Origin of the sequence: Kribbella sp. NBC_00709 (assembly GCF_036226565.1) — a bacterium.
GTDB lineage: Bacteria > Actinomycetota > Actinomycetes > Propionibacteriales > Kribbellaceae > Kribbella.
In genome coordinates this window covers 2,108,433-2,130,503 of the sequence record NZ_CP108996.1, presented here as the reverse complement: position 1 = coordinate 2,130,503, position 22,071 = coordinate 2,108,433, and the positions used below count along the sequence as shown (strand labels likewise).

Annotated in this window: 16 protein-coding genes; 5 read left to right on the top strand and 11 right to left on the bottom strand. The window is 68.8% G+C overall.

The genetic code is table 11. The features are described 5' to 3' along the window. Positions 1-45: 45 nt before the first annotated feature. The 3 genes from OHA18_RS10455 to OHA18_RS10445 all read right to left on the bottom strand — a co-directional run bounded on the left by OHA18_RS10455 (position 46) and on the right by OHA18_RS10445 (position 3,910). The gene (locus tag OHA18_RS10455; RefSeq protein ID WP_329003756.1) at positions 46-1,491 is read right to left on the bottom strand and encodes a caspase, EACC1-associated type; all 1,446 of its coding nucleotides are present in this window, start codon (positions 1,489-1,491) and stop codon (positions 46-48) included. A 43-nt stretch (positions 1,492-1,534) separates the two neighbouring features. Continuing rightward, positions 1,535-2,932, bottom strand: a complete 1,398-nt coding sequence (locus OHA18_RS10450) for a sensor histidine kinase (RefSeq protein ID WP_329003754.1) — start codon at positions 2,930-2,932, stop codon at positions 1,535-1,537. 63 nt (positions 2,933-2,995) lie between these two features. Next, positions 2,996-3,910: a phosphotransferase enzyme family protein gene (locus tag OHA18_RS10445; RefSeq protein ID WP_329003752.1), complete on the bottom strand. Its 915-nt coding sequence runs from the start codon at positions 3,908-3,910 to the stop codon at positions 2,996-2,998. A gap of 181 nt (positions 3,911-4,091) precedes the next feature. On the opposite strand from OHA18_RS10445, the gene OHA18_RS10440 reads away from it, so the two are divergent. Continuing rightward, on the top strand, positions 4,092-5,522 hold the full coding sequence (locus OHA18_RS10440) for a hypothetical protein (protein WP_329003751.1): 1,431 nt from the start codon (positions 4,092-4,094) through the stop codon (positions 5,520-5,522). Positions 5,523-5,559: 37 nt separating this feature from the next. On the opposite strand, the gene OHA18_RS10435 is transcribed toward OHA18_RS10440, so the two are convergent. The 6 genes from OHA18_RS10435 to OHA18_RS10410 all read right to left on the bottom strand — a co-directional run bounded on the left by OHA18_RS10435 (position 5,560) and on the right by OHA18_RS10410 (position 12,212). Then, on the bottom strand, positions 5,560-6,753 hold the full coding sequence (locus OHA18_RS10435) for a cytochrome P450 (protein WP_329003750.1): 1,194 nt from the start codon (positions 6,751-6,753) through the stop codon (positions 5,560-5,562). Positions 6,754-6,787: 34 nt separating this feature from the next. After that, the gene (locus OHA18_RS10430; protein WP_329003749.1) at positions 6,788-7,513 is read right to left on the bottom strand and encodes a hypothetical protein; all 726 of its coding nucleotides are present in this window, start codon (positions 7,511-7,513) and stop codon (positions 6,788-6,790) included. Further along, positions 7,510-8,406: a CPBP family glutamic-type intramembrane protease gene (locus OHA18_RS10425; RefSeq protein ID WP_329003747.1), complete on the bottom strand. Its 897-nt coding sequence runs from the start codon at positions 8,404-8,406 to the stop codon at positions 7,510-7,512. The genes OHA18_RS10430 and OHA18_RS10425 overlap by 4 nt, the downstream gene beginning before the upstream one ends. Before the next feature lie 96 nt (positions 8,407-8,502). After that, the gene (locus OHA18_RS10420; RefSeq protein WP_329003745.1) at positions 8,503-9,147 is read right to left on the bottom strand and encodes a response regulator transcription factor; all 645 of its coding nucleotides are present in this window, start codon (positions 9,145-9,147) and stop codon (positions 8,503-8,505) included. Then, positions 9,138-10,883: a sensor histidine kinase gene (locus tag OHA18_RS10415; RefSeq protein WP_329003744.1), complete on the bottom strand. Its 1,746-nt coding sequence runs from the start codon at positions 10,881-10,883 to the stop codon at positions 9,138-9,140. The genes OHA18_RS10420 and OHA18_RS10415 overlap by 10 nt, the downstream gene beginning before the upstream one ends. 96 nt (positions 10,884-10,979) lie before the next feature. Further along, positions 10,980-12,212, bottom strand: a complete 1,233-nt coding sequence (locus OHA18_RS10410; RefSeq protein WP_329003743.1) for an aldose epimerase family protein — start codon at positions 12,210-12,212, stop codon at positions 10,980-10,982. A 190-nt stretch (positions 12,213-12,402) separates the two neighbouring features. On the opposite strand from OHA18_RS10410, the gene OHA18_RS10405 reads away from it, so the two are divergent. From OHA18_RS10405 to OHA18_RS10395, 3 genes are all read left to right on the top strand, one after another. Beyond that, positions 12,403-13,002 carry an isochorismatase family protein gene (locus OHA18_RS10405; RefSeq protein WP_329003742.1) on the top strand — a complete coding sequence of 200 codons (600 nt, stop codon included), beginning with the start codon at positions 12,403-12,405 and terminating at the stop codon, positions 13,000-13,002. Positions 13,003-13,006: 4 nt separating this feature from the next. Next, entirely contained in the window at positions 13,007-13,936 is a 930-nt protein-coding gene (locus tag OHA18_RS10400) for a GlxA family transcriptional regulator (RefSeq protein WP_329003740.1), read from the top strand. A 107-nt stretch (positions 13,937-14,043) separates the two neighbouring features. Then, positions 14,044-16,188 carry an MMPL family transporter gene (locus OHA18_RS10395; protein WP_329003738.1) on the top strand — a complete coding sequence of 715 codons (2,145 nt, stop codon included), beginning with the start codon at positions 14,044-14,046 and terminating at the stop codon, positions 16,186-16,188. Positions 16,189-16,207: 19 nt separating this feature from the next. Here OHA18_RS10395 and OHA18_RS10390 read toward each other — a convergent pair whose 3' ends face one another. Next, on the bottom strand, positions 16,208-19,345 hold the full coding sequence (locus OHA18_RS10390) for a glycoside hydrolase family 3 N-terminal domain-containing protein (protein WP_329003737.1): 3,138 nt from the start codon (positions 19,343-19,345) through the stop codon (positions 16,208-16,210). 95 nt (positions 19,346-19,440) lie between these two features. Next, positions 19,441-19,731, bottom strand: coding sequence for a hypothetical protein (locus OHA18_RS10385; RefSeq protein WP_329003736.1), 291 nt, complete (start codon positions 19,729-19,731; stop codon positions 19,441-19,443). 479 nt (positions 19,732-20,210) lie between these two features. On the opposite strand from OHA18_RS10385, the gene OHA18_RS10380 reads away from it, so the two are divergent. Then, positions 20,211-22,043: a hypothetical protein gene (locus OHA18_RS10380; RefSeq protein WP_329003735.1), complete on the top strand. Its 1,833-nt coding sequence runs from the start codon at positions 20,211-20,213 to the stop codon at positions 22,041-22,043. Positions 22,044-22,071: the final 28 nt, after the last annotated feature.

Here is a 22,071-nt window from a genome sequence, read left to right as displayed (position 1 = left end):
GTCGGTGAGGGCAACCGCGCGACGCCGGGAAGTACAGAGGCGGGATCACCGCTGCACGTCGAGTTCGACGAGCAATGCTCCACGCTTGGCGGGGGTCCCGAGCTCAGGCAGGCCGAGTCCGGCGATCCGCAGAACTTGTCCCGAGACGGAGCGGCGCGGAATCTTCAGCTGCTTCGGTCCCTCAGGCGTCTCCAGGTCGACCACACCACCAGTGGCGGCGAGATCGGCCGAGATGGTCAGCGGCGAGGTCCGGTGCAGATCGATGCCGGACCTCCGATAGTTCTCGTCGGTCTGTTCGGCGACCTCGATGTACAGATCGCCCGGTGGGCCTCCGCCCGGTCCGACCTCGCCCTCGGAGCTGAGCTGGATCCGCGTGCCTTCGTACACCCCTGACGGGACATTGACGGTGAGAGTACGTCGCACTCGCACCCGACCGCCGCCGTCACAACGGGCACACGGCTCCTCGATCACCGTGCCGAAACCGGTGCACTCCTCGCAATCCTTGTCGTCGCGGGTCCCGATCCCCGAGCACGTCGGGCACCGGCTGACGCGCGAATCGGAGGCCGTCCCGAGGCCTCTACAGCCGTCGCAGATCATGGCGGTGTCGACTTTCACCTCACGCTTGGTCCCGTTCAGCATCTCCTGCAGCCCGAAGTCCAGTCTGATCAACGCATCCTGACCGCGACGGGCGCGCCGCTGCGGCCAGATGGGCTGGGCTTGCTGTGGGACTTCCACTGTCTGCCGGGCATCGCGCGGGCTGCGGGCAACGAAGACGCGGTATTCGAGCTCGGACCACAGCCGAGGTGTCTGTTTGGCTCCGGCACGGTTCAATCGCTCGTAGACGTGCTGGTACAGCTCGTCCACTCCGATCTGCCCGTCGCGATCGCGGTCGGCTTCACCGGTCCGCAAGCCGTGAACGACTGCCTCGGTGAACACGGACGGGCCCGCATCCTCGAGGTCGACCATCCGCGCGCTCTCCCAGGAGTACTCGGTCCGGCTGCTGGCGGTGAGGACGACGCGCCCGGTCCCCGCCAGTTGGTCACTCGCGTCGATCGTGACCGGACCTTTCATGCCCGGGAAGAACGCGCCGCTGTAACAACAGTCGAGCAGTACGACGATCGATCTCGCCCGGCAGCGGTTCAGGAGCCTGTGCAGGAAACTGGCCGGGACAGCAGTCGACGCCAGCAACTCCAGATCTGTGTCCGAGCCGGCGAAGTACAGCGTGCCGTCATCGTCCTTGACGCCGTGACAGGACAGATGCAGGAGAAGGAGGTCGTCGGGCTGCCGGTCCCGGAAGAACCGCTCGATCGCCTGGGAGTTGCGATGCGCTGGTTCGTCGACGACCCGTTCGACGGTGAACCATCCGATCTCGGGATTCGCGAGCACCTCGGCGAGCTCGGAGGCGTCGGCGAGCGGTGATCTCAGCTGGTTCAGCAGCGGGCTCTCGTAGCGTCCATTGGCAATCAGCAACGCCTCGCGAGTGCCGCTCATCGCCACATCCTCCGACAAGAGTTGAACGTGTCACGATAGCGACTCAAGCGGACAGCGTCACGGCGAAGGTGGTGTCTCCGGGGGTTGAGGTGACGGTCAGGGTGCCTTGATGAGCTTCCGTGATGGATTGCGCCAAGGACAGGCCCAGGCCGGTGCCGCCGGTGGTGCTGGTGCGGGCTGGGTCGGCTCGGGTGAAGCGTTGGAAGACGTTGGGGAGGAGGTCGGCGGGGATGCCGGGGCCGTCGTCGTGGATGGTGAGTACGGCGGAGTGGCCGGCCAGCTTGGCCGCGACGGTGACTGTGGTGCCGGCCGGGGTGTGGCGGCGGGCGTTGGTGAGCAGGTTGGCGACGACCTGGTGGAGCCGCTGCTCGTCGCCGATGACGACGATCGGGTCGGGCGGCAGGTCCAGCTCCCAATGGTGGCTGGGGGCAACGATCTGGGCGTCGGTGATCGAGTCGCGGGCGAGCCGGGACAGGTCGACCGGACGGCGGTCGAGCGGCCGGCCGGCGTCCAGGCGGGCGAGCAGCAGCAGATCCTCGACCAACGACGCCATGCGAGTGGTCTCGACCATGACCTTTCCCATGGCGTGCCCGTAGAGCTCGGGATCGCGTTGGCGGAGGCTCAGCTGCGCGTAGCCGTGGATCGTGGTCAGCGGCGTCCGGAGCTCGTGGGATGCATCGGCAACGAACTGCCTGACCTGTTGCTCGCTGCGATGCCGTGCGTCGAGGGCGTTCTCCATATGACCGAGCAGCGTGTTGAGAGCGACCGCCACCTGCCCGACCTCGGTCCGTTCGTCCGTGAGCTGGTCGGGTACGCGTGCGGTCATGCCGATCTCACCGGTGTCGAGCGGCAGGCCGGCCACCTCGCGGGCGGTCTGCGCGACCCGGCGCAGCGGCTGCAACTGACGCCGCACGACGAACACACCGACACCGCCCGCGGTCAGCACGCCGATGCCGCCGAACAGCACCTCCCAGCCGATCAGGCTGTTGATCGTGTTCTGGATGTCCTTCGTCGGGAGCCCGGTGATCACGGTGACGGCGCCGACGCTGGACGCGTGCCCCCGGTACTCGCCGAGATCCGGCAGGTCGACCGTTCTGTTCTCGCCGGCGGTCAGATCGTCGAGTACGCCGACCGCCTGGTCGCTGAGCTCGGTGAGTGTGCCGTCGGAGGTGATCACGTTGCCCGCGGCCCCGGTCGGGGTGACGTACACGGTGACGGTGCCCGCGTCCTGCCCGTGCGGCGCATCCGCCGGCGGTCTGTTGCCGGTCAGGGCGTTGATCGCGCGACCCTGCGTCGCGGCGACCTTGCCGTCGAGCTGTTTGGTCAGGTAGGAGCTGATCGCGGCGGTCGTCAGTGCACCGATCACGAGACTCACCACCGCAACCAGCACCACCATCGCCGCCGCGACCCGGACAGTCAAAGACCGCGTCGCAACCCTCATGCACTCAGGATGTGCGGCCAGTCCTCGAAGCTGCTTCGCGTTTCCTGGGACCTTCCTGTGAACTCAGAGCAGTACGTCGGCCGCCGCCCGCAGCCCGTCCAGCTCCGCGGCGGCCCATCCTTCGGCCCGCGACTCCGTACCGCGGAACCGCGGCTTGTCGACGAGGTGGAAGCGGAGGTTGAAGATGCTCCCGACGACCTGCAGGTACGGGATCGCGGCCTCGTCCTCGGCGGTGACGGTGCCGTAGCCGGCCTTGAACGCGTCCCAGTGCGGTGTCGTCGCGACGCCGGTGAAATCCGCCGCCAACGGCCCGACCGCGGCGAGGTCGAAATCGAGAAGCAGTAGTCCCTGATTGGTCAACAAGACATTGTCCAGGGTGACGTCGCCGTGGCAGGTTCCTGCCTTTGAGTACTGCGCGACGTTGTTCCGTACCGCATCCGCCAGCGACCGGAGCAGGTTTTCCTCCGAGTTGTCCACCGCGAGAATCTGCTCGAGCGGTTCATCGAGCCGGTGGACGACGTCGGCCGGCCGCCGGGAGTACGGCGACGTGTAGTTGCCGGCGGCATTGTGGAATGCGGCCAGTTGCGCACCGAAGGCGGCGTACAGCTCGTCGGTGAACGGCCGCTCCGGCTTGTGCCCCTCGACGTACGTCGAGAGCGTGAACGTGCGGGGTCCCTCGGGGGTCTCGAGGAGCCCGACGGTGTCTCCGTCGAGCAGCGGGCGGACCGGTGGGACCAGTACGCCGGCCGACCGCAGATGGGCCGAAAGCCCTGTCTCCCAACGGATTTCGTCGGGATGGCGACCGTCGTACCGGTAGAGCTTGAGGACGTAGCGCGCGTCGTCGGCGGTGCGGAGTTCGTAGACGTCGTTGACCAGCGAACGGAGCAGGACGGCGCCGGTGAAGCCGAGCCCGTAGCGCTCCGCCAGCTGCGCGGCGAGGGCGTCGGGGTCGGGGAGCGAGCGCGCGGTCGGGATCATGGATGCGAGGATATGAGTCGTTTGAATGACCGAAGTTGTGGGGAGGTTCGAGACGTTTCCGGATTCGCCTCCCCTTCCGGGGCCGGAAACCGGTAGCCTCGTGCAGCGCGCTATATGGGGGCCGCCGTACCACCCACCCGACGAACTGCCGGAGAGCCCAAACCGGTCAGGAGTGCACGTCTTGCAGGAGAACACCAGCAGCACCAGTACTGGCGAACTGGTCAACGTACCGCTTACTGGTGCGGACAAAGTCGCCTACGCTTTCTACGCGACCGCGGCTGCCGCGGCTCTGGTCGGCCAGGTCTGGGCCGGCGTGACCCACATCCCCTGGCCGGACAGCGGCTTCTCGCCGCTGCTCAAGATCGTCCTCGTCACGCCCGCGGTCGCGGTGCTCGAGCTCGGTGGTGTCGCCACCGCAGCGCTCGCAGACCTCCGCCGGCGCAAGGGCGAGCAGGCCTACGCCTACCGCGCGATGTCGTTCTTCGCGGCGCTCGTCGCGGTCGTCTTCAACGTGGTCGGCCACTGGCGGCCGGAGGAGCGGTTCCTCGCCTTCGGCTTCGGCGGTCTGTCCGCGTTCGCCTACGTGCTCTGGCTGATCCACAGCTCGGCCCGCCGTCGTGACGCGTTGCGTCGTGCGGGGCAGATGCGTGAGACCGGCCCGGTGTACGGCGTCGTGCAGTGGGCCCGCGAGCCGCGGGTCACCTGGCTGGCGCGCTCGCTGGCGATCGAGCACGGCTACGGCCTGTACGAGAGCCTCCGCGCGGCCCAGCACCAGATCCGCAACCGGAGCCGGCGCGAAGCGATCGCCGGTACGGTCGCGGAGTACATCCGGTCCGAGCACCAGGACGAGCGGCTCGCGAAGATCGCCGAGACGACGTACGACCCGGACCGGCTGGCCGGGATGCTCGAGGAGCGGATCAACTACGAGGTCATCACCAGCAAGCTGACCAAGGCGATCTCGCCGCCACCGGAGCCGGAAGAAGCTCCCGCGGTGCCGGCCGCCGTCTGGGTGCTCGAGGGTGGGCAGCCACGGCGGGTGGACAACTCGGGTGTGTCGCTCCGCGACGAGGACGCCTGGACCGGCGAACTGATGGCGATCGTCGACCAGCCGCCCGAAGGTGACGAGGCGGTCGCCGAGGCGGTCGTGGTCGAGGACGCCGGCGAGCCGCAGCACGTGGTCAACGGCAGCTCGTCGAACGGCAGTTCGGCCAACGGCAACGGGTCGAACGGCAACGGGTCGGCCAACGGCACGGTGGGCAAGCTCAAGCCGCTCGCGCCGCAGGCGAAGGCCGAGCCGATGGTGGAGAAGCCGAAGCCGCCGTCGCCGTTCGCGGGTCCCGCGGACCCGCAGCCGCCGGCGCTGATCACCACGCCGAAGGTCGAGCCGGTACTGCGCGACCCGGAGCCCGTGGTCGTGGAGGAGCAGCCGGAGCCGACCGCGCTGGAGAAGAAGCGGATGCGTGCCTACGCCCTGCTGTCCGACTGGCCGGCCGGTCATGAGCGCACCGCGAAGACGCTGGCCGACGCGATCACGTCGAGCGAGCCGATGGCGGCTCGCTTCATCGAGCAGTACGAGTCCGAGCACGGAGTCGTGTTCTCCTCGCAGAACTGAGCCGGACGAGCATCACTCGTCGAGCTGCCGGTGGACCTCAGAGGTTGAGGTTCACCGGCAGTTCGGCGAGACCGCTCACCAGCACGCGCCGCCACTCGAGCTCCTCGGCCGGCTTCGCGAGGCTCATCCGCGGGAACCGGCGTACCAGGGCCAGTAGCGACTCCTGCAGCTCGATCCGCGCCAGCTGTGCGCCGAGGCAGAAGTGCGGCCCGAAGCCGAAGGACATGTGCTTGTTGTCCTGCCGATCCACCCGCAGCTCGTCGGGAGCGTCGTACGCGCGCGGGTCCCGGTTCGCCGAGTTGAGCGCGGCCATCACGCCCTCGCCGGCCTTGATCTGTACGCCGTGCAGCTCGATGTCCTCGACCGCGACCCGGAGCTGACCGACCTCGCTGAACCGGTTGAAGCGTAGCAATTCCTCGATCGCCGACGGCACCAGCGAAGGCTCGTCGACCAGCCGGGCCCAGTTCTCCGGCCAGCGCAGCAACGTCGCGACGCAGCTCGAGATCTGGTTCGCCGACGTCTCGTGACCGGCGACCAGCAGGTTCACGCCGAACGCGATCAGCTCCTCCTGACTGAGCCGATCGCCTTCCTCGCGGGCGCGGACCAGCTCGTCGAGGAGATCCTCCGCGGGCCCCGAGGTGTTGGCCAGCTTCTTGGTGACCAGGTCCTCGATGTACGCCGTCAGGTTGGTCATCGCGTCCTCGACCAGATCCTTCTCGGCCATCTTCATGCTGTACCCGAGCTCGGTCCACTCCCGGAACTGCTCGCGGTCCGCGTACGGCACGCCGAGCAGCTGGCAGATCACCTGGATCGGCAACGGCAGCGCGACCAGCTGCCGGATGTCGGCGCCGTCACCGGCGCGGGCGACGTCCTCGGCCAGTTGTGCGGACAGCTCCGCGACCCAGGGCCGGGTCCGCTCGATCTTCCGGTGCGCGAACGTTGGTACGACCAACCGTCGCAGCCGGGTGTGCTCCGGCGGGTCGGTCGTGGTCAGGCTGTTCGGCATCGGCTTGGCCAGCGCGACCCGCGGCGCCCCCTGTTTCACCACCGCCGCCCGCGAGAGCCGCGGATCCGCGAGCACCAGCTTCACGTCGTCGTACCGCGTCACCAGCCACACCTCGGCCCCTGCCAGCGTCCGCACCCGAGCCACGGGACGTGTCTCCCGCAGCTCGGCGAACGTCGGCGACGGATCGAACTGGAACGCATCCTCGAACGGAATCTGCAGCACCATGACCCCAACCCTAAGCAAGTTAGGTAACCCTTGCTCAGCGATCAGCGCGTCGCCGGGTGACGACGGTCGGGACGATCAAGGCGGTCCCGATCGTCAGCAGCAGGACGGCGCCGATGAGCGCGCCGATCGTGATGCCCTCGACCGCGGGCAGCGTGCCGCCGGCGCTCAGGTCGACGGCGACGTTCGGTGAGCCGTCGGCGTTCATGATCACCACGGACCAGTCGCCGCCGGTGGCGGGCCAGGTCAGGGTGCTGGGTCCGGTGCCCGTGGCGGACGCGACCCAGAAGGACTGCGTAGCGGGAGCGGCGGTCGGCTCGTCGCCGGCCCGGGATGTGGTGGAGAGCTTGAACGGATCGACGTCGAAGTCCGCGACCTCGTCGTGGCCGACGCCGTTCAGGTACGCCGCGACGTCGGCCGCCGGACCGATGCCGACGAACACCGCCGTACCAGGCGTCTTCGACTCGAAGTCGAGGCGGACGTCACCGAGGAAATCGTCGGTGTAGAGAGCGTCCGGTCCGGTGCCGCCGATGTCGAGCGAAGGGGCCGACAGCGCGTAGGAACTGGTGGCGAGACGCTCTGGTCCGGCGGTGAAGTATCCGTTGCCGTCGCGCTGCTGCTGGGCCCAGAGGCCGAAGCCGCCGATGGCGAACAGAACGACGCTGACCATTGCGAACATGGCACCCACGACGACCAGCAGGGTGCGCCAGCCGTTCCAGGAGTGACGTCCAGGTGGTGCGGGGGCGAGCGGCGTGGTGGTCATGAGACACGCTCCGGCGTCGGGGCGGAGGACGTAGCGCTGATTGGTGCAGGACGGCTCCAGAAGCGGCGGCTGCCGATGAGCAAGGTGATCGCGAATGCGGACCAGACGACGACGTACAGCCAGGTCTCGCGGGTCAGGTCGGGGCCGGCGGGCCAGAGGTCGCTGGTGTTGATGCTGCCTTCGGTGGCGTGCGCGATGAGGGTGATGAGCACGCTGCCGGCCGCGTGATTGAACAGCCACCCGTACCAGAAGGTGACGGCGACGGTGGTCACGGCCTCGTACGGCTGGAGGCCGTAGGACGAGATCAGGAACAGCGGCAGATGCCAGCCGGTGATCGCCACGGCCAGGAGGGCGGTGGCGGCGAGCGGGGTACGGGTCGTCTGGAGCTTTGCCTGCGCGAAACCGCGGAAGCTCGGTTCCTCGCTGAACTGACCACCCAACGGGTCGACCATGTTCATGCCGATCACGAGCGCCAGGCCGTACCACGGCGCGAACTGCCCGGAGTTGGGCGACGGCGCGCCCATCGCCTGGTTGATCCCGATCGTCACGAAGTGGATGAGCAGCGGTACGGCGATCGCGACGACGTACCAGACCCAGCGGACCCGCCAGCGGATCAGCCGGGCGCCGATGGCCCGGAGACCGGCGAGGCCGTCGTTCAGGAAGGCGATGACGAGGGCGGCGAGCAGGGCGCCCGGGGCGAAGAAGCTGCCGAACGGCAGGGTCGCCCAGGTGAGTGCGTAGGCCAGCACGAAGAAGCTGATGACAGGGTGGTTGCGGACGAACGACATGACGGATCTCCTTGCGGACGAGTGATGGTCAGGTGGTGCCGCGGCGCGGGCGGGCGGCGGGGTGCCGTCGTCGTCGGGCTGGTTCTGGATGATTCGGGTCTTCACGGCGCCTCCAGGGGTCTACCTCGAGACTCGCGTCCGCAGGTGCGTTCGGCAGACCGGGCAACCGGTGAAGGAGGGGTTCGGGTTTCTGGTGTCCCGTCAGGCGCGCAGGTACAGCAGTACGGCGAGCACCCGCCGGGACTCGCTGCGCGTCGACGGGATGCCGAGCTTGGTGAAGATGCCGGAGACGTACTTCTCGGCGGCCCGCAACGTGACGACCAGGTCGTCGGCGATGCCCTGGTTGGAGGCGCCGGTCGCCATCAGCTCCAGCACCTGCCGTTCGCGCGGGGTCAGCACGGCCAGCGGGTCGTCGCTGCGCCGGCGTTGCAGCAAGGTGGAGACGATCTTCGGATCGATGGCCGAGCCGCCGGCGGCAACCCGCCGTACCGCGCCGGTGAAGTCCTCGACGTCGCTGATCCGGTCCTTCAGCAGGTAGCCGACGCCCTCGGCCGATTCGGACAGCAGTTGCATCGCCAGCCCGAGCTCGAGGTACTGCGACAGCACGAGCACCCCGACTCCGGGCTGCTGCTCGCGGATCTGCAGGGCGGCGCGCATCCCTTCGTCGTTGTGGGTCGGTGGCAACCGGATGTCGAGGATCGCGATCTCCGGCGGGAAGCCGCGGACGTACCGCAGCAGGTCGTCGGCGTTGTCGTACGCCGCGACCACGTCCAGCCCGGCGTCGACGAGGATCCTGGTCAGTCCCTCGCGCAGCAGCACGCTGTCCTCGGCGATGGCTACTCGCATGGGATCTCCGCCTCGAGCCGGGTGCCGCCACCGGCGGGACTCCAGATCCGCAGCCGGCCGCCGATCGCCTCGACCCGGTCGGCGAGACCGCGCAGGCCCGACCCGCGTTCGGTGTCCGCCCCGCCGACGCCGTCGTCGTCAACCTCCACGACGAGCCGGCCGGCGGATCGCGTCACCCGGACGGACGCCGTACTCGCGTCGGCGTGCTTGGCGATGTTCGTCAGGCTCTCGCTGACCACGTAGTACGCGGCGACCTCGACATGTTCGGGCAGCCTGCCGTCGGCCTCGACCTCCAGCGTCACCGGGACGGCGGCCTGTGCGGTGAGCGACTCCAGCGCGACGGCCAGACCGTGTCCGGTGAGGACCGCGGGATGGATGCCGCGGGCAACGTCACGGAGTTCGTCCAGCGATGCGGTGACCTGCTGCTTGGCCTGCATCAGGCGTGCCTTGGTGTCGGCGTCGCTCGCGGACCGGCCGGCGAGCAGCCCGATTTCCAGGGCCAGCGCGACCAGGCGCTGCTGGGCGCCGTCGTGCAGGTTGCGTTCGAGCCGTTTCCGCTCCTGCTGTTCGGCATCGATGACCCGCGCGCGGGATCCTTGCAGCTCGTGCAGCCGGGCGCGCAGCTCCGCCTGCAACCGGCTGTTCTCCAAGGCGATGCCGGCCGCCGCCGCGACCGCGTCGAGCAACTCGTGCTCGTCTTCGAGCGACCGGTCGAACTCGAGGGCGACGACGGGTTCGCTGTCGCGGTAGATCACCCGCGTCGCCCGCCCGTCCGATCCACCCGGCAGCGTGACGGCTTGGCCGTCGGAGTCCACCCAGCTGCCGTACTTCGGCAACCAGAAGGCCAGGGTCAGCGAGGGGTCGTGCAGGGCTCGCGCCAGTGGCTCGCGCAGGTCACCGGCCGGGTCGGCGCGCAGATCCATCAGCAGCGCGCCGACATCGGTGCGGGCGAGCCGGGCGTCGAGCAGCCCGAGCAGGAACACGACCGGCGCCAGCCCGAGTACTGCGAACGTCACGTGCCGAACCGTTTCGATCTGCGGCCAGCCACGCAGACCCGCGACGAACAGGATCGCAAGCATGATCAGTGCCAGACCGAAGCTGTCCACGAGCAGGGCCACCGGCCGTCGACGGACCAGGCTCGCGGACGGCCGCCGTACGAGCAGAAGGGCCGCGCCGACGAGCAGCAAGGCGCTCATCGTGATCAGCTGGGCCTGCTCGATCCGGCCGGCCAGGACCGGTCTCGTCGTGATGGTGAAGAGGCTGTCCGGATTGATCCCGAGCAGGATCTTCGCGAGTTGCAGTACGACGCCAGTCGCATAGCCGGCGATCACGACCGACCGGCGGAGGCGTCCGGCCACCCGTCCGGTGGGGTACGCGAGGAACACGTGCAGGAACATCGCCGCCGGCACCAGGTCGAGCAGATGACCGATGGAGAGCAAGGCGGGCACGGTCGACCACTGCAAGGCGGTCAGGGCCATCACGAATCCGGTCGCGATCATCAGCGGACCGAGCCGGCTTGCCGGCCGGCGCCACCACGCGATGGTCCCGCTGATCAGGTACGGGACGGTGATCCAGTTGAAGAGCAGTGCCTGCAGTCCTGGCCGGACCAGCTCGTCTCCCGCCAGCGCGAGCGCGACCGACACGACCAGCGTGCCGAAACCGGCCACGACGGTCGACCACAGCGCCCACGGCCCCGGTCCGCGGGCCGGTTCGATCGCCGGCGCCGCCCTCGCCACAACCCGTCACCCACCCTCTACCGGCCAGCGTGCGCCCGTTGGCCGGTGCTGGCAAGCGTGAGGTGCAGGACGGCGGTCCTGCACCTCACGAGGGTCTTACTTGGTGCCGAAGCTGTAGATGGTGGTGCTCTGGTAGGTCTCACCGGGGCGGAGGACCGTCGACGGGAAGTTCGGGTGGTTGGGGGAGTCGGGGAAGTGCTGGGTCTCGAAGGCGAAGGCGTCGCCCTGGCGGTAGGCCTTGTTGCCGATGCCGAGGAAGGTGCCGTCGAGGAAGTTGCCGCTGTAGAACTGGACGCCGGGCTGGTCGGTGTGGACCTCGATCGTGCGGCCGTGCTCGGGCTCGGTGAAGCGGCCCGCGAGGCGCATCCCGTTGCTGTCCGGCCGGCCGGCGATCACGAAGTTGTGGTCGTAGCCGCGGCCGAAGACCAGCTGCTGGTGGTCGCCGCGGAGGCGGGCGCCGATCGCGGTCGGCCGGTTGAAGTCGAACGGCGTCCCCGCGACCGGGGCGATCTCGCCGGTCGGGATCAGGTTCACGTCGACCGGGGTGTACTTCGCGGCGTTCAGCTCCAGCACGTGGTCGTAGATGGTGCCGTTGCCCTCGCCGAGCAGGTTGAAGTACACGTGGTTGGTCAGGTTGACGATCGTCGGCTTGCCCGCGACGGTCGCGTGGTAGTCGATCCGCAGGTTGTCGCGCTGGTCCAGCGTGTACGTGACGGTGCTGGTGAGCTCACCAGGGAAGCCCATCTCGCCGTCCGGGCTGACGTAGGTGAACGCGACGCCGACCGCCTTGCCGGACTTGACGACCTCCGCCTTCCAGACCTTCTTGTCGAAGCCGATGGTGCCGCCGTGCAACGCGTTCTCGCCGTTGTTGATCGGGATCTGGTACGACGTCCCGTCGATCGAGAACTTGCCCTTGGCGATCCGGTTCCCGTAGCGGCCGATGGTGGCGCCGAAGTACGGGCTGAGCGCCGCGTAGTCCGGCAGGTTGTCGAAGCCGAGGCTGATGTTCGTGGTCCGGCCGCGGCGATCCGGTGTCTCGACCCGCTGGATGGTCGCGCCCCAGGTGAGCATGGAGATCGTCACCCGGCCGTTGGTGAACGTGTACACGTCCACTCCCTGGCCGTCCGGGGTGGTGCCGAACGGGTCCTTGCGGATCTCGAGCTTGCCGTGGTGTTCGCCCATGGCGGTCAACCTATCCGTCGGACCGGCGCCGGAATTGGTCTGGGTACTGGCGTTCGCGGTGTTGGTGAGAGCGCCCGCGGCGGCGGCACCGAGGCCCAGTGCGCCGGCGGTCCGCAGGACCTGGCGGCGGGGCAGGTGATCGGGCATCGCAATCCCCTCAATCGTTGTAGAAGCAGACCCTTGGCACGATAAGCGCGCCAGACCGGTGTTTGGAACAGTTCGGATGGGTGTGAATTCGTCCGATCTCTCCGGGGTTGCTCAGGGGGTGACCGGATCCGTCCGGTCCGGGCCCTGATCGAACCTTCTCCGGTACGCCGGGCGCGCGCGATCATGGGGCATGAGCCGAACCGCACTGATCGTGATCGACGTCCAGGAATCGTTCCGGGTCCGCCCGAACTGGCAGCTGGTGAATCACGCGGACATCGCCGAGCGGGTGGACCGTCTGGTGCACGCCGCCCGCGACAACGGCGACCTCGTCGTCTGGGTGCTGCACTCCGAGCCCGGCACCGGCGGCGTGTTCGACCCGGCCGAGGGACATGTCCGGCTCATGGACGGCCTCGAGCCGTTGCCCGGTGAGCCGATCGTCACCAAGACGTCCCACAACGCCTTCACCACAACGAATCTGCAGCAGTTGCTGACTCAGCACGGTGTCACCGAGATCGTTGTCAGCGGCATCCGTACGGAGCAGTGCTGCGAGACCACTGCCCGCGTTGGCTCCGACCTCGGGTACGACGTCGTGTTCGTGACCGAGGCGACCGCGACGATGGCGCTGGCGCACTGGTCGACCCGGGAGGATGCGACCGTCGAGGAGATCCTGGCCGATCCGCGGACCCTGACCGCGGAGCAGGTGGCCGAGCGCACGGAGTACGTGCTGGCCGGCCGGTTCGCCACGATCCGGACACTCGACGAGCTGACCGCCGTACCCGTGACATCCTGACCGGATGCGTCCCACCCGGGTGGTCTTCGTGCTGGTGCCCAAGGTGCACCTGCTGGATCTCGCCGGCCCGGCGCAGGTGTTCACGACCGCGAACGACCTCGGGTACGGGTACGAGGTCAGTTATGTGGCCGAAGCCGAAGAGATCATGACCGCGCAGGGCGTGCCGTTACGGGCACAACTGGACTGGCCGGAGATCGGGCCGGACGACCTCGTCGTCGTACCGGGGTGGCGGTCGCCGCGGCTGTCGCCGGTCCCGCCGATCGGGCCGCAGACTCGGCAGCGGCTGCGTGACCACCACGCGACCGGTGGCTCGGTGGCGAGCGTGTGCTCGGGCGCCGACGCGCTCGGGGCGAGCGGTCTGCTCGACGGCCGACGGTTTACGACCCACCACGAGCTGACCGACGTACTGGCCGCCCGCTACCCGCGGGCAGCCATCGTCCGGGACGTCCTGTACGTCGAGGACGATCGCGTCATCACGTCGGCGGGGATCGTCAGCGGCATCGACCTCACGCTCCACCTGGTCGCCGTCGCGCACGGAGCGGAGGCGGCCGCGCGGGTTGCCCGGGAGATGGTCGTCTACGCCCGCCGCAACGGCGACGAGCTGCAGGAGTCCGCGATGCTCCGCCACCGCGGTCATCTCAGCGATCTCGCCCACCGCGTCCAGGATGTCATCGACGCCCGGTACGCCGATCGTCTCCCGCTCTCGGACCTCGCCGGCCAGATCGGCGTCAGCGAACGCACCCTGACCCGGATCTTCAGCACCGCGACCGGCCTCACCCCGCTCCGCTACCAGCAACTCCTCCGTCTGGAGCGCGCCGAGCACCTCATCGGCCACGGCACCACGATCGAAACGGCGGCCCGCACGGTCGGCTTCGAAGACGCCCGCATGCTCCGCCGGCTACGCGCCCGGACGGTCGAACCGGTAGCTGGGTAGACCTACCTCCACCTCGGCCGGGGATCCAGGACTCCTGAGATCCGCAGTCAACCAGGCGAGGCTCTTCTTGACCGGGCAGCAGGCCCGGCCGCTGGAGAGGTGGGGAAATGACCAGGGGATCAGTGACTGTGCGCGTCGCGCGCTGGAGTGCTGTCCATCCATGGCGGGCGATCGGCCTTTGGCTGTTGCTCGTCGTCGTCGCGGTCGGGATGTCGGTGGTCATCCCGAAGCAGCACACGCAGAGCAAGGACAACTGGGTCGGCCAGTCCGGCCAGGCCGCGGAGCTGATCGAGAAGGCAGGCCTCGGCGATCGCCCTGCCGAAACCGTCCTGATCACCGACCCCGACGGCCCGCTGGACAAGGCGGCCGCGACCACGGCCATCGGTCAACTCCGGCAGAAGCTGGCCGCGCTGCCCTCGATCCAGGCCGTCGGCAAGCCGGTCTGGTCCGAGAACGGCAAAGCTGTGCTCGTCCCGCTGGAGCTCAAAGGTACGGCGGACGACGCGGCCGACTCGATCGACAAGATCGTCGCCACCACCGCCGACGTACAGCAGGCGAACCCGGCGCTGACCATCGCCCAGGCCGGGAACGCCTCGGTGAACGCCGGTGTCTGGAAGCAGGTGGGCTCCGACCTGGCGAAGGCGGAGAAGCTCAGCCTGCCGATCACGTTCGCGCTGATGCTGCTCGCCTTCGGCGCCCTGATCGCGGCCGGGATCCCGGTGCTGCTGGCGTTCTCGGCCGTCGGTGCCGCTCTCGGGTTCTACGCGCCGTTGTCGTACCTCTTCCCGGACGGCGGCTCGGTCGCGAACGTCGTGTTGCTGATCGGTATGGCGGTCGGCGTCGACTACTCGCTCTTCTATCTGAAACGCGAACGCGAGGAACGCCGCAAGGGCCACAGCACGCTCGACGCCGTCGAGATCGCCGCGGCGACGTCCGGCCACTCGGTCGTTGTCTCCGGCCTGGCCGTGATCGTGTCGATGGCCGGCCTGTACGTCGCACAGGACGCGACCTTCGCCTCGATGGCAACGGCGACGATCGTGGTCGTCGCGGTAGCGGTCCTCGGTTCGCTGACCGTCCTGCCGGCGTTGCTCGCGAAGCTCGGGCACCGGGTCGACCGGCCGCGGGTCCCGCTGCTGTGGCGGCTCAACCGGCGCATCGGTCCGGCCGGCATCAGCCGCCGCATCCTCGCTCCGGTACTGCGTCATCCGCGTGCAGCGCTGTCGTTCTCCGCGGTCATCGTGGTGGCACTCGCCGTACCTGCACTGGGAATGAAGACCGAGTCGGCCGATCTCAACACGCTGCCGCAGACCATTCCCGAGGTGCGCACGCTGAAGGCGTTGCAGAACAACTTCCCGTCGCAGGGTGGTCTGTCGTACAACGTCGTCGCGCAGGGTGGAGATGCGGTCGGGGCACTGGCCGGATTACAGGGATCCGCCGTGCAGAGCGGCAAGTTCGTCGTACCGCCGGGACAGGCGATCCGGCAAGCGAACGGCACCGCCGTACTGACCTTGGTCTCGGTGTTGCCGGAGGGCAGTGCGAATGCCGAGGCGGCGCTGGGGCAGTTGCGTGAGCAGTTGGCGCCGGCCGCCTTGGGATCGACGACGTGGGCCGTCGGCGGGGACTCGGCCGAGTCGGTTGACTACGGCAACAATCAGCGGGACAAGCTGCCCTGGGTGATCGCTTTCGTGCTGGCACTGACGCTGGTGATGATGGTCGTGACGTTCCGGAGCGTGGCGATCGCCGTGGTGACGACGGTACTGAACCTCGCCTCGGTCGCGGCGTGCTTCGGCGTGCTGTCGCTGGTGTTCCAGCACTCGTGGGCGGAAGGGCTGCTCGGGTTCACGTCCAGCGGGTTCGTGGTGTCCTGGATTCCCTTGTTCCTGTTCGTGATCCTGGTCGGGCTGTCGATGGACTATCACGTGTTCGTCCTCAACCGGATCCGCGAAGGCGTGGCGGCGGGACTGACCCCGAGCGAGGCCGTGCGGAAGGGCATCACCGAGTCCGCCGGTGTGGTGACGAGCGCGGCCGCGGTGATGGTCTCCGTGTTCGCCGTCTTCGCCACTCTCGCGATGCTGGAGATGAAGCAGATGGGTGTCGGCCTGGCCGTGGCCGTCCTGATCGACGCCACGCTGGTCCGCATCGTGATGCTGCCGTCGATCATGGTCCTGCTCGGCCGCCGGGCCTGGTGGCCCAACCGCCTGTACAAGCAGGCGCAGGCTCCCTCCGAACGTGAACTGGTGGGGGTGAGCTAGGCCCAACCCCCACCTCTGTTCAGCTCTTGGATGCCGCGGTCAGCTTGCTGACCGCGGCATTCAGGCTTCCGCTCAGCAGCAGGTGGTCGGCGTCCGAGGTGAGTTTGGACGTGGGCTCGGTGAGGTTCTGGCCGATGTGGTTCTGCGCGATCCACCGGCTGACTCCGACCACCGCGTCGTCCTCGGCAAAGGTGTCGGCCTTGGTCCGCTCGAGGAGCTTGGCGGACTGTGCGGCCGCGGCCAGAGCGATGGTTGCCTGCGGCCCCGACCAGTCCTGCACGCCGAGCGCGATGCTCGCCGCGACCCCAGCCGCCAGCGCGTAGGCGTCGTGCTTCCGCAGCAGGCTGTTACGCGCCTCCGTCAACGCCTGTCGTGCGGCGGCCTGCGTCGTGAGCCCCCAGCCGAACGGGTACTGCGGATCGTAGGACGCGTCGCCGACGTTCAACGGCTGCTGGTCCTCGGTCCGCGGCCAGCTGACCGGCAGGCGCCCGCTGAACGGAACCTTCCCGAACAGTACGTCGGCAACGCCCGCGCCCTCGGTCCCCGGCAGCCAGGATGCGACCAGTGCGTTGATCTTGCCGAGTTGGTCCGCGATCACCTGCGGCCGGCCGGACACGATCAGCACGACGCACTTCATTGCCCCGCACACCTTGTCCATCGCGGCCTTGTCCGCGGCCGACAGTTGCAGGTCGTGACCGTTGCCCACGTCACCGATTCCCTCCGCGTACGGGCGTTCGCCGACCACGACCACGCCGACGTCATGACCCTCCAGCGGGGCCGAGGCATCCGCGCTGAACGTTGCCGTCGGCACCACCTGCTTGATCCCGTCCAGGATCGTCGTACCGGTGGTCGTCGCGCCCGAACCACCTTGCCAGGTGATGCTCCAGCCGCCCATCTGGTTGCCGAGGTCGTTGGCGTTGCTGCCGGCAACATAGACCTTCGCGTCGGACTTCAGCGGCAGCAGATTGCCGTCGTTCTTCAACAGTACTTGGGATTCCGCCGCCGCCTCGCGTCCGACGGCGCGGTGTGCGGCCGATCCGATCGACGCGATGTTCGAGGTGTCGGCGTACGGGTGCTCGAACAGGCCGAGCTTGAACTTCTCGGTCAGGATCCGCCGGACCGCGTCGTCGATCCGGGTCATCGGGATCCGGCCGGCCGTCATCTCGTCGGTCAGGCCCTGGGTGAATCCCTGGTAGTTCGTCGGTACCATGATCATGTCGAGGCCGGCGTTGATCGACGTCCGGATGTCGCTCGCGTAGTCGCCCGGCAGCTGGTCGATCGCCTGCCAGTCGCTGATCACGAACCCGTCGAAGCCCATCCGCTGCTTGAGTACGCCGTTGATCAGCTCACCGTTGCCATGCATCTTGACCGGCGCCGCGCCGTCGATCGAGACACTCGAGTACGACGGCATCACGGTGCCGACGCCGAGATCCACAGCGGTCCTGAACGGTGCCAGATGCAACGTCTCCAGCTGCTGCCTGGTGACCTGCGTGATGCCTTGGTCGATCTTGTACGAGCCGGTCGTCGAGCTGCCGTACGTCGTGCCGCCGTCGCCGACGAAGTGCTTCGCGGTGGCCAGCACGTGGGTGTTCTTCGACAGCTGGCTGCCGTCCGCCTTGCCCTGCAGTCCGGTGATCACGGTCTCCATCGACTGCACGAGCGCCGGGTCCTCGCCGAATCCCTCGTACGCGCGGCCCCAGCGGTCGTCGCGGACCACGCACAAACACGGAGCGAAGTCCCACGGAATGCCGGTGGCGCGGACCTCGGTCGCGGTCACCTCACCGGCCTTCTCTGCCAGCGCCGGATCGCGCGTGGCGCCGATCGCAATGTTGTGCGGCAGGATCGTCGCGCCGACCACGTTGTTGTGCCCGTGCACCGCATCGACCCCGTAGATCAAGGGGATCTGCAGCCGGGTCGCCTGCGCGTTCAGCTGGAAGCTGTCGATCATCGCGGCCCAGGCCGCCGGAGTGTTCGGGGTCGGGACCGAGCCGCCGCCGGAGAGCAGCGAGCCGAGGGCGTACGACGCGATGTCCGACTTGGAGTGCAGCGCGTTGCGCTCGGCCTGCGTCATCTGGCCGACCTTCTCGGCCGTCGTCATCCGGGCGAGGAGGTCGTCGACGCGCTTCTTGAGCGGGAGCTTCGGGTTCAGGTACGGCAGGTCGTGCGCGTTGATCACCACGACCGGCTGGGTCGAGGGCGCCTTCGCGCCGGTGACCGTGAGCTCGAGCGGAACGGTTTCCGCGGCCTCGGCGGTGCGGTCCTTCTTCGTCGTCACCGCCACGCTCTGGGTCGTGCCGGACGTCGTACCGGCCGGGAAGGTGAGCGTTCCTGCGACGGGTGTGTAGTCGTTGGCGCCGGCGCTGCCTGTCCCGGTCTTGTAGTCGACGGTGACCGGCTCTTCGAGCGGCGTGCCGTCCGTCGTGGCGACGGAGACCTTCACCTGTGCGGTGGCGCCTTCCTTGACCGGGTAGACGCCGGCGTCGGTCACGACGCTCGCCTTCAGCGCCGGGTCGGCCTTGCCGTACACCTCGATCTGGTCGATCGCGAACTCACCGGGTGTGCCGACGGGCATGGTGAACGCATAGCCCCACATGTGGGTCAGGTTGAGGATCTGGTCGATGCCGCCGACCGGTTGGTAGTCGCTGCGGTACACGAGCTGGCTGAACGGGATCTCGACCTGGTGCCAGCCCTGCCAGTCGTCGGTGAAGCTGGTGTTCCACAGCTCGGAGGCCTCGGCGTTCGCGCCGCCGTCCTTGATCTCGAAGAAGATCCGCTTCCCGGAGCCGGGTGGGAGCGGGGCGGTGTTCTGCCCGTACCACCAGAACCGGATCCCCTTGTACGCCGACCAGTCGGCCGGGTTCACGTCGTACGTGATGTCGTGGCTGAAGCCGCCGTACCCGCTGATGTTGTAGGTGCCGTGCAGGACCTTCTCGCCGGCCGGGGCGTCCGCGCGGGTCTGCAGCTCCATCGTCGGAACGTCGTCACCGTCACTGCCCCACCCGAAGATCCCGGCGTTCGGCGGCGAGGCGAACGGCTCACCGCCCTCGAACGCCGCCAACGTGACCGGCGCCGGATCGTCGGCCACCGCGTACAACGGCAGCAGTCCGGCGACCAGAGCCGCCGCCGCAACCAGAGCAATCCGCCGGAAACCACGCATGGGCGCTCCCCACCTCAGCGCGAGCCTCGCACCCGCAGTTGCGCCCGACTCTCAGCTCTCCCCAGCCGCCGGTCAAGACCTCGGCGGTTCCGGAACTAGAGCGCTCTCATGACTTCCAGCCGCATATGTGGTCGTGGGCCGGCGTGGTGGTCGGCCCGGACGAGCTCGGGTGCGGCGATCGTGGTGGTGCCGATCAGTGTTCTGCGGCGGTCGGCGACCCAGTCGACCAGCTCGTCCGGCTTCGCGATGTCGTTCGTGAAGTGGATGAGATTGAGGTACCAGATGTCGCGGGGATCGGGCTCGTGGTGGGCATCGGGACCCAGCTCGATGGTGAGGCGTTTGCTGAAGAGGTCGGCGTCTTCGTCGAACGGCTCGGCGCAGGCCATCACGGATCCGGGGGTGAGAGTCAGGCCGGTGACTTGGAAGCGGAGGGGCCACGTGGTGGCGAGGGTCGCGCGGTGGAGGGCCGACCGGTAGCGCCTGAGGGTGGGGTCGTCGGGCGGGATCAGCTCCCGGCGCGGCTCGAGGGCGCGGACGGTGAGGTGTGCGGAGCCGAGCTGGCCGGTTTGCCAGTGGCCGGGCCCTGCTATCGCAGCCGCCTCCGTGGTCAGGGCGTCGAGGGCGTGTGCGAGCGCGCAGTCCTGGGGAGGCCGCAGTACGACGGAGACCGGCCAGCGGCCGCCGTCCTGCGGGAGCTCGTCGCGCTGATGGGTGCCTTGTGCAATTTGTTTCGAGGCCGTGATGAACAGCCGTTCGAACTTGTCGATGAGAGTTCTCCCTTGCGGTCAGTTGGGTTTGACGCGAAGTCTGGACAGCTGGTTGGTGGCTAGGTGACTGTGGTCCCGGCGACGAGGGGGAGGACTCCATGAAGCTTCGATACGTGCTGAGCAGCGTGGCGCTGATCGTTCCGATGGCTGTGGTCGCGGTGGTCTCACCGGCGACAGCGGCATCACCGCAGGACCCGGCAGCCTCGGCGAAGATCCCCACGATGCTGCGCGACGCCGCGGCCAAGGCGACGGCGAACAGCAGGTCGCTGAGCGCCGGGACCAAGGCGCTGAAGGTGGACGGCAGCGGTCGGCTCGGTGTTGAGGTCTATGCCGCTTCGCCGGTGACTGCGCAGCAGGAGGCCGCGCTGACCTCGCTCGGCGTGTCCGTGCTGAAGAACACCGCCGGCGTCAAGAGCGTCCCGGGCGCCGACCTGCCGCAGACCGGCCTGGTCTCGGCGTCGATCCCGCCGGACAAGCTCGAAGCTGTGGCCGCCCTCGGCTGGGTGACCGCCCTCCGGCCGTCGCTCCGTCCGCAGGTGGACGTCGGACCGGTGACCGCCGAAGGCGTGCAGCTGCACAAGGCGGACCTCGCCCAGGCGCGCGGTCTCACCGGCCGCGGGCAGAAGGTCGGCGCGATCTCCGGCGACGTGGATCACATCGCCGACGCGATCGCGGCGGGTGAGCTGCCGGCGGACGTGCAGGTGCTCCAGCAGGCGGCGTCGTACGTCAACGACGAGGGCACCGCGATGCTCGAGATCATCCACGACCTCGCGCCCGGCGCGAAGCTGGCCTACGCGAGCACGCAGGACACCACAGCGCAGTACGTCGAGGCGTTCCACACCCTCGCCAACGCGGGCGTCTCGATGATCGCCGAGGACATCGCGCTCGACGACGAGCCGGTCTTCCAGCAGGGCATCGGTGCCGCGACCGCAGAAGGCCTCGCCAAGCACGGCATCTGGATCAGCTCGTCGGCCGGCAACCTCGGCAACCGGCACGCGCCGCGGGTCGCCGCGGTCGGCACCGGCAAGGGTCCGGACGGCGTGGCCGGCCCGTACTCCGGCTGCCCGGCGAACCCCGACAACGTGGTGAAGCTCCGCGGCGACGACACGTCCTACGACCTCAACCTGCTGCCCGGGGCGTCGATCCTGCCGACCCTGCAGTGGAGCGAGCCGCGCGCGGTCTACCCGACCGCCGGCCAGGGTGGCTTCACCGACCTGAACCTGTACCTGATGGACAGCACGGGCACGAAGTGCCTCGCATCCAGCACCGGTGTCCAGGCGAACGGCGTCGGTGACACCATCGAGCAGTTCGAGTACGACAACACGACCACCGCGGCCCAGGCCGTGAAGCTCGTCGTCGACGTCCAGGGCACCTCGACCGCCCGCAAGGCGCCGATCCTGGACCTGCGCTGGCGTGCGCTGTCGGCCGGCGTCCAGACGATCGACCCGCCGGAGCGCGCCGGTTCGATGAACCCGGACTCGAACTACATCGGCTTCGCCACCAGCGCCGGCGCGGTCAACGCGAACACGTCGGTCGACCCGAAGACCACGCCGCTCGAGGCCTACAGCGCGGCCGGTCCGACCCAGCTGATCACCACCACCCGCTGCCCGGGCGGCAAGCCCGGTCCGTGCAAGGGGGTCCCCGGTCCCGGTTCGGTGAGCTTCCCGGCGCCGTACTGGCTCGCGTCCGACGGGGTCTCGGTGAGCGGCGCCGGCGGCTTCGGCTCCGGCACCTGCCCGACCACGCTCAACCGGACCTGCCTCTTCTTCGGTACGTCGGCCTCCGCGCCGAGCGCCGCCGGAGTGGCGGCCCTGACCCGGCAGGAGTTCGGCGGCCGGCTGGCACCGATCGCCCTGAACGCGATCCTCGCCGCCCGCGCCGTCCACCGCCCCGGACCCGGGGTGGGCGCGGGGGTGCTGAGCGCGCGATGAATTAAGAAGCTGTAGTGGTCCGATTGAG

What these genes read in the sequence shown, in the direction of transcription:
- OHA18_RS10420 (WP_329003745.1), bottom strand. Translation starts at nt 9,147, where the DNA reads ATGCGAGTAGCCATCGCCGAGGACAGCGTGCTGCTGCGCGAGGGACTG.
- OHA18_RS10380 (WP_329003735.1), top strand. Translation starts at nt 20,211, where the DNA reads ATGAAGCTTCGATACGTGCTGAGCAGCGTGGCGCTGATCGTTCCGATG.
- OHA18_RS10445 (WP_329003752.1), bottom strand. Translation starts at nt 3,910, where the DNA reads ATGATCCCGACCGCGCGCTCGCTCCCCGACCCCGACGCCCTCGCCGCG.
- OHA18_RS10385 (WP_329003736.1), bottom strand. Translation starts at nt 19,731, where the DNA reads ATGGCCTGCGCCGAGCCGTTCGACGAAGACGCCGACCTCTTCAGCAAA.
- OHA18_RS10435 (WP_329003750.1), bottom strand. Translation starts at nt 6,753, where the DNA reads ATGGTGCTGCAGATTCCGTTCGAGGATGCGTTCCAGTTCGATCCGTCG.
- OHA18_RS10400 (WP_329003740.1), top strand. Translation starts at nt 13,007, where the DNA reads ATGCGTCCCACCCGGGTGGTCTTCGTGCTGGTGCCCAAGGTGCACCTG.
- OHA18_RS10410 (WP_329003743.1), bottom strand. Translation starts at nt 12,212, where the DNA reads ATGCCCGATCACCTGCCCCGCCGCCAGGTCCTGCGGACCGCCGGCGCA.
- OHA18_RS10450 (WP_329003754.1), bottom strand. Translation starts at nt 2,932, where the DNA reads ATGAGGGTTGCGACGCGGTCTTTGACTGTCCGGGTCGCGGCGGCGATG.
- OHA18_RS10430 (WP_329003749.1), bottom strand. Translation starts at nt 7,513, where the DNA reads ATGACCACCACGCCGCTCGCCCCCGCACCACCTGGACGTCACTCCTGG.
- OHA18_RS10395 (WP_329003738.1), top strand. Translation starts at nt 14,044, where the DNA reads ATGACCAGGGGATCAGTGACTGTGCGCGTCGCGCGCTGGAGTGCTGTC.
- OHA18_RS10455 (WP_329003756.1), bottom strand. Translation starts at nt 1,491, where the DNA reads ATGAGCGGCACTCGCGAGGCGTTGCTGATTGCCAATGGACGCTACGAG.
- OHA18_RS10390 (WP_329003737.1), bottom strand. Translation starts at nt 19,345, where the DNA reads ATGCGTGGTTTCCGGCGGATTGCTCTGGTTGCGGCGGCGGCTCTGGTC.
- OHA18_RS10405 (WP_329003742.1), top strand. Translation starts at nt 12,403, where the DNA reads ATGAGCCGAACCGCACTGATCGTGATCGACGTCCAGGAATCGTTCCGG.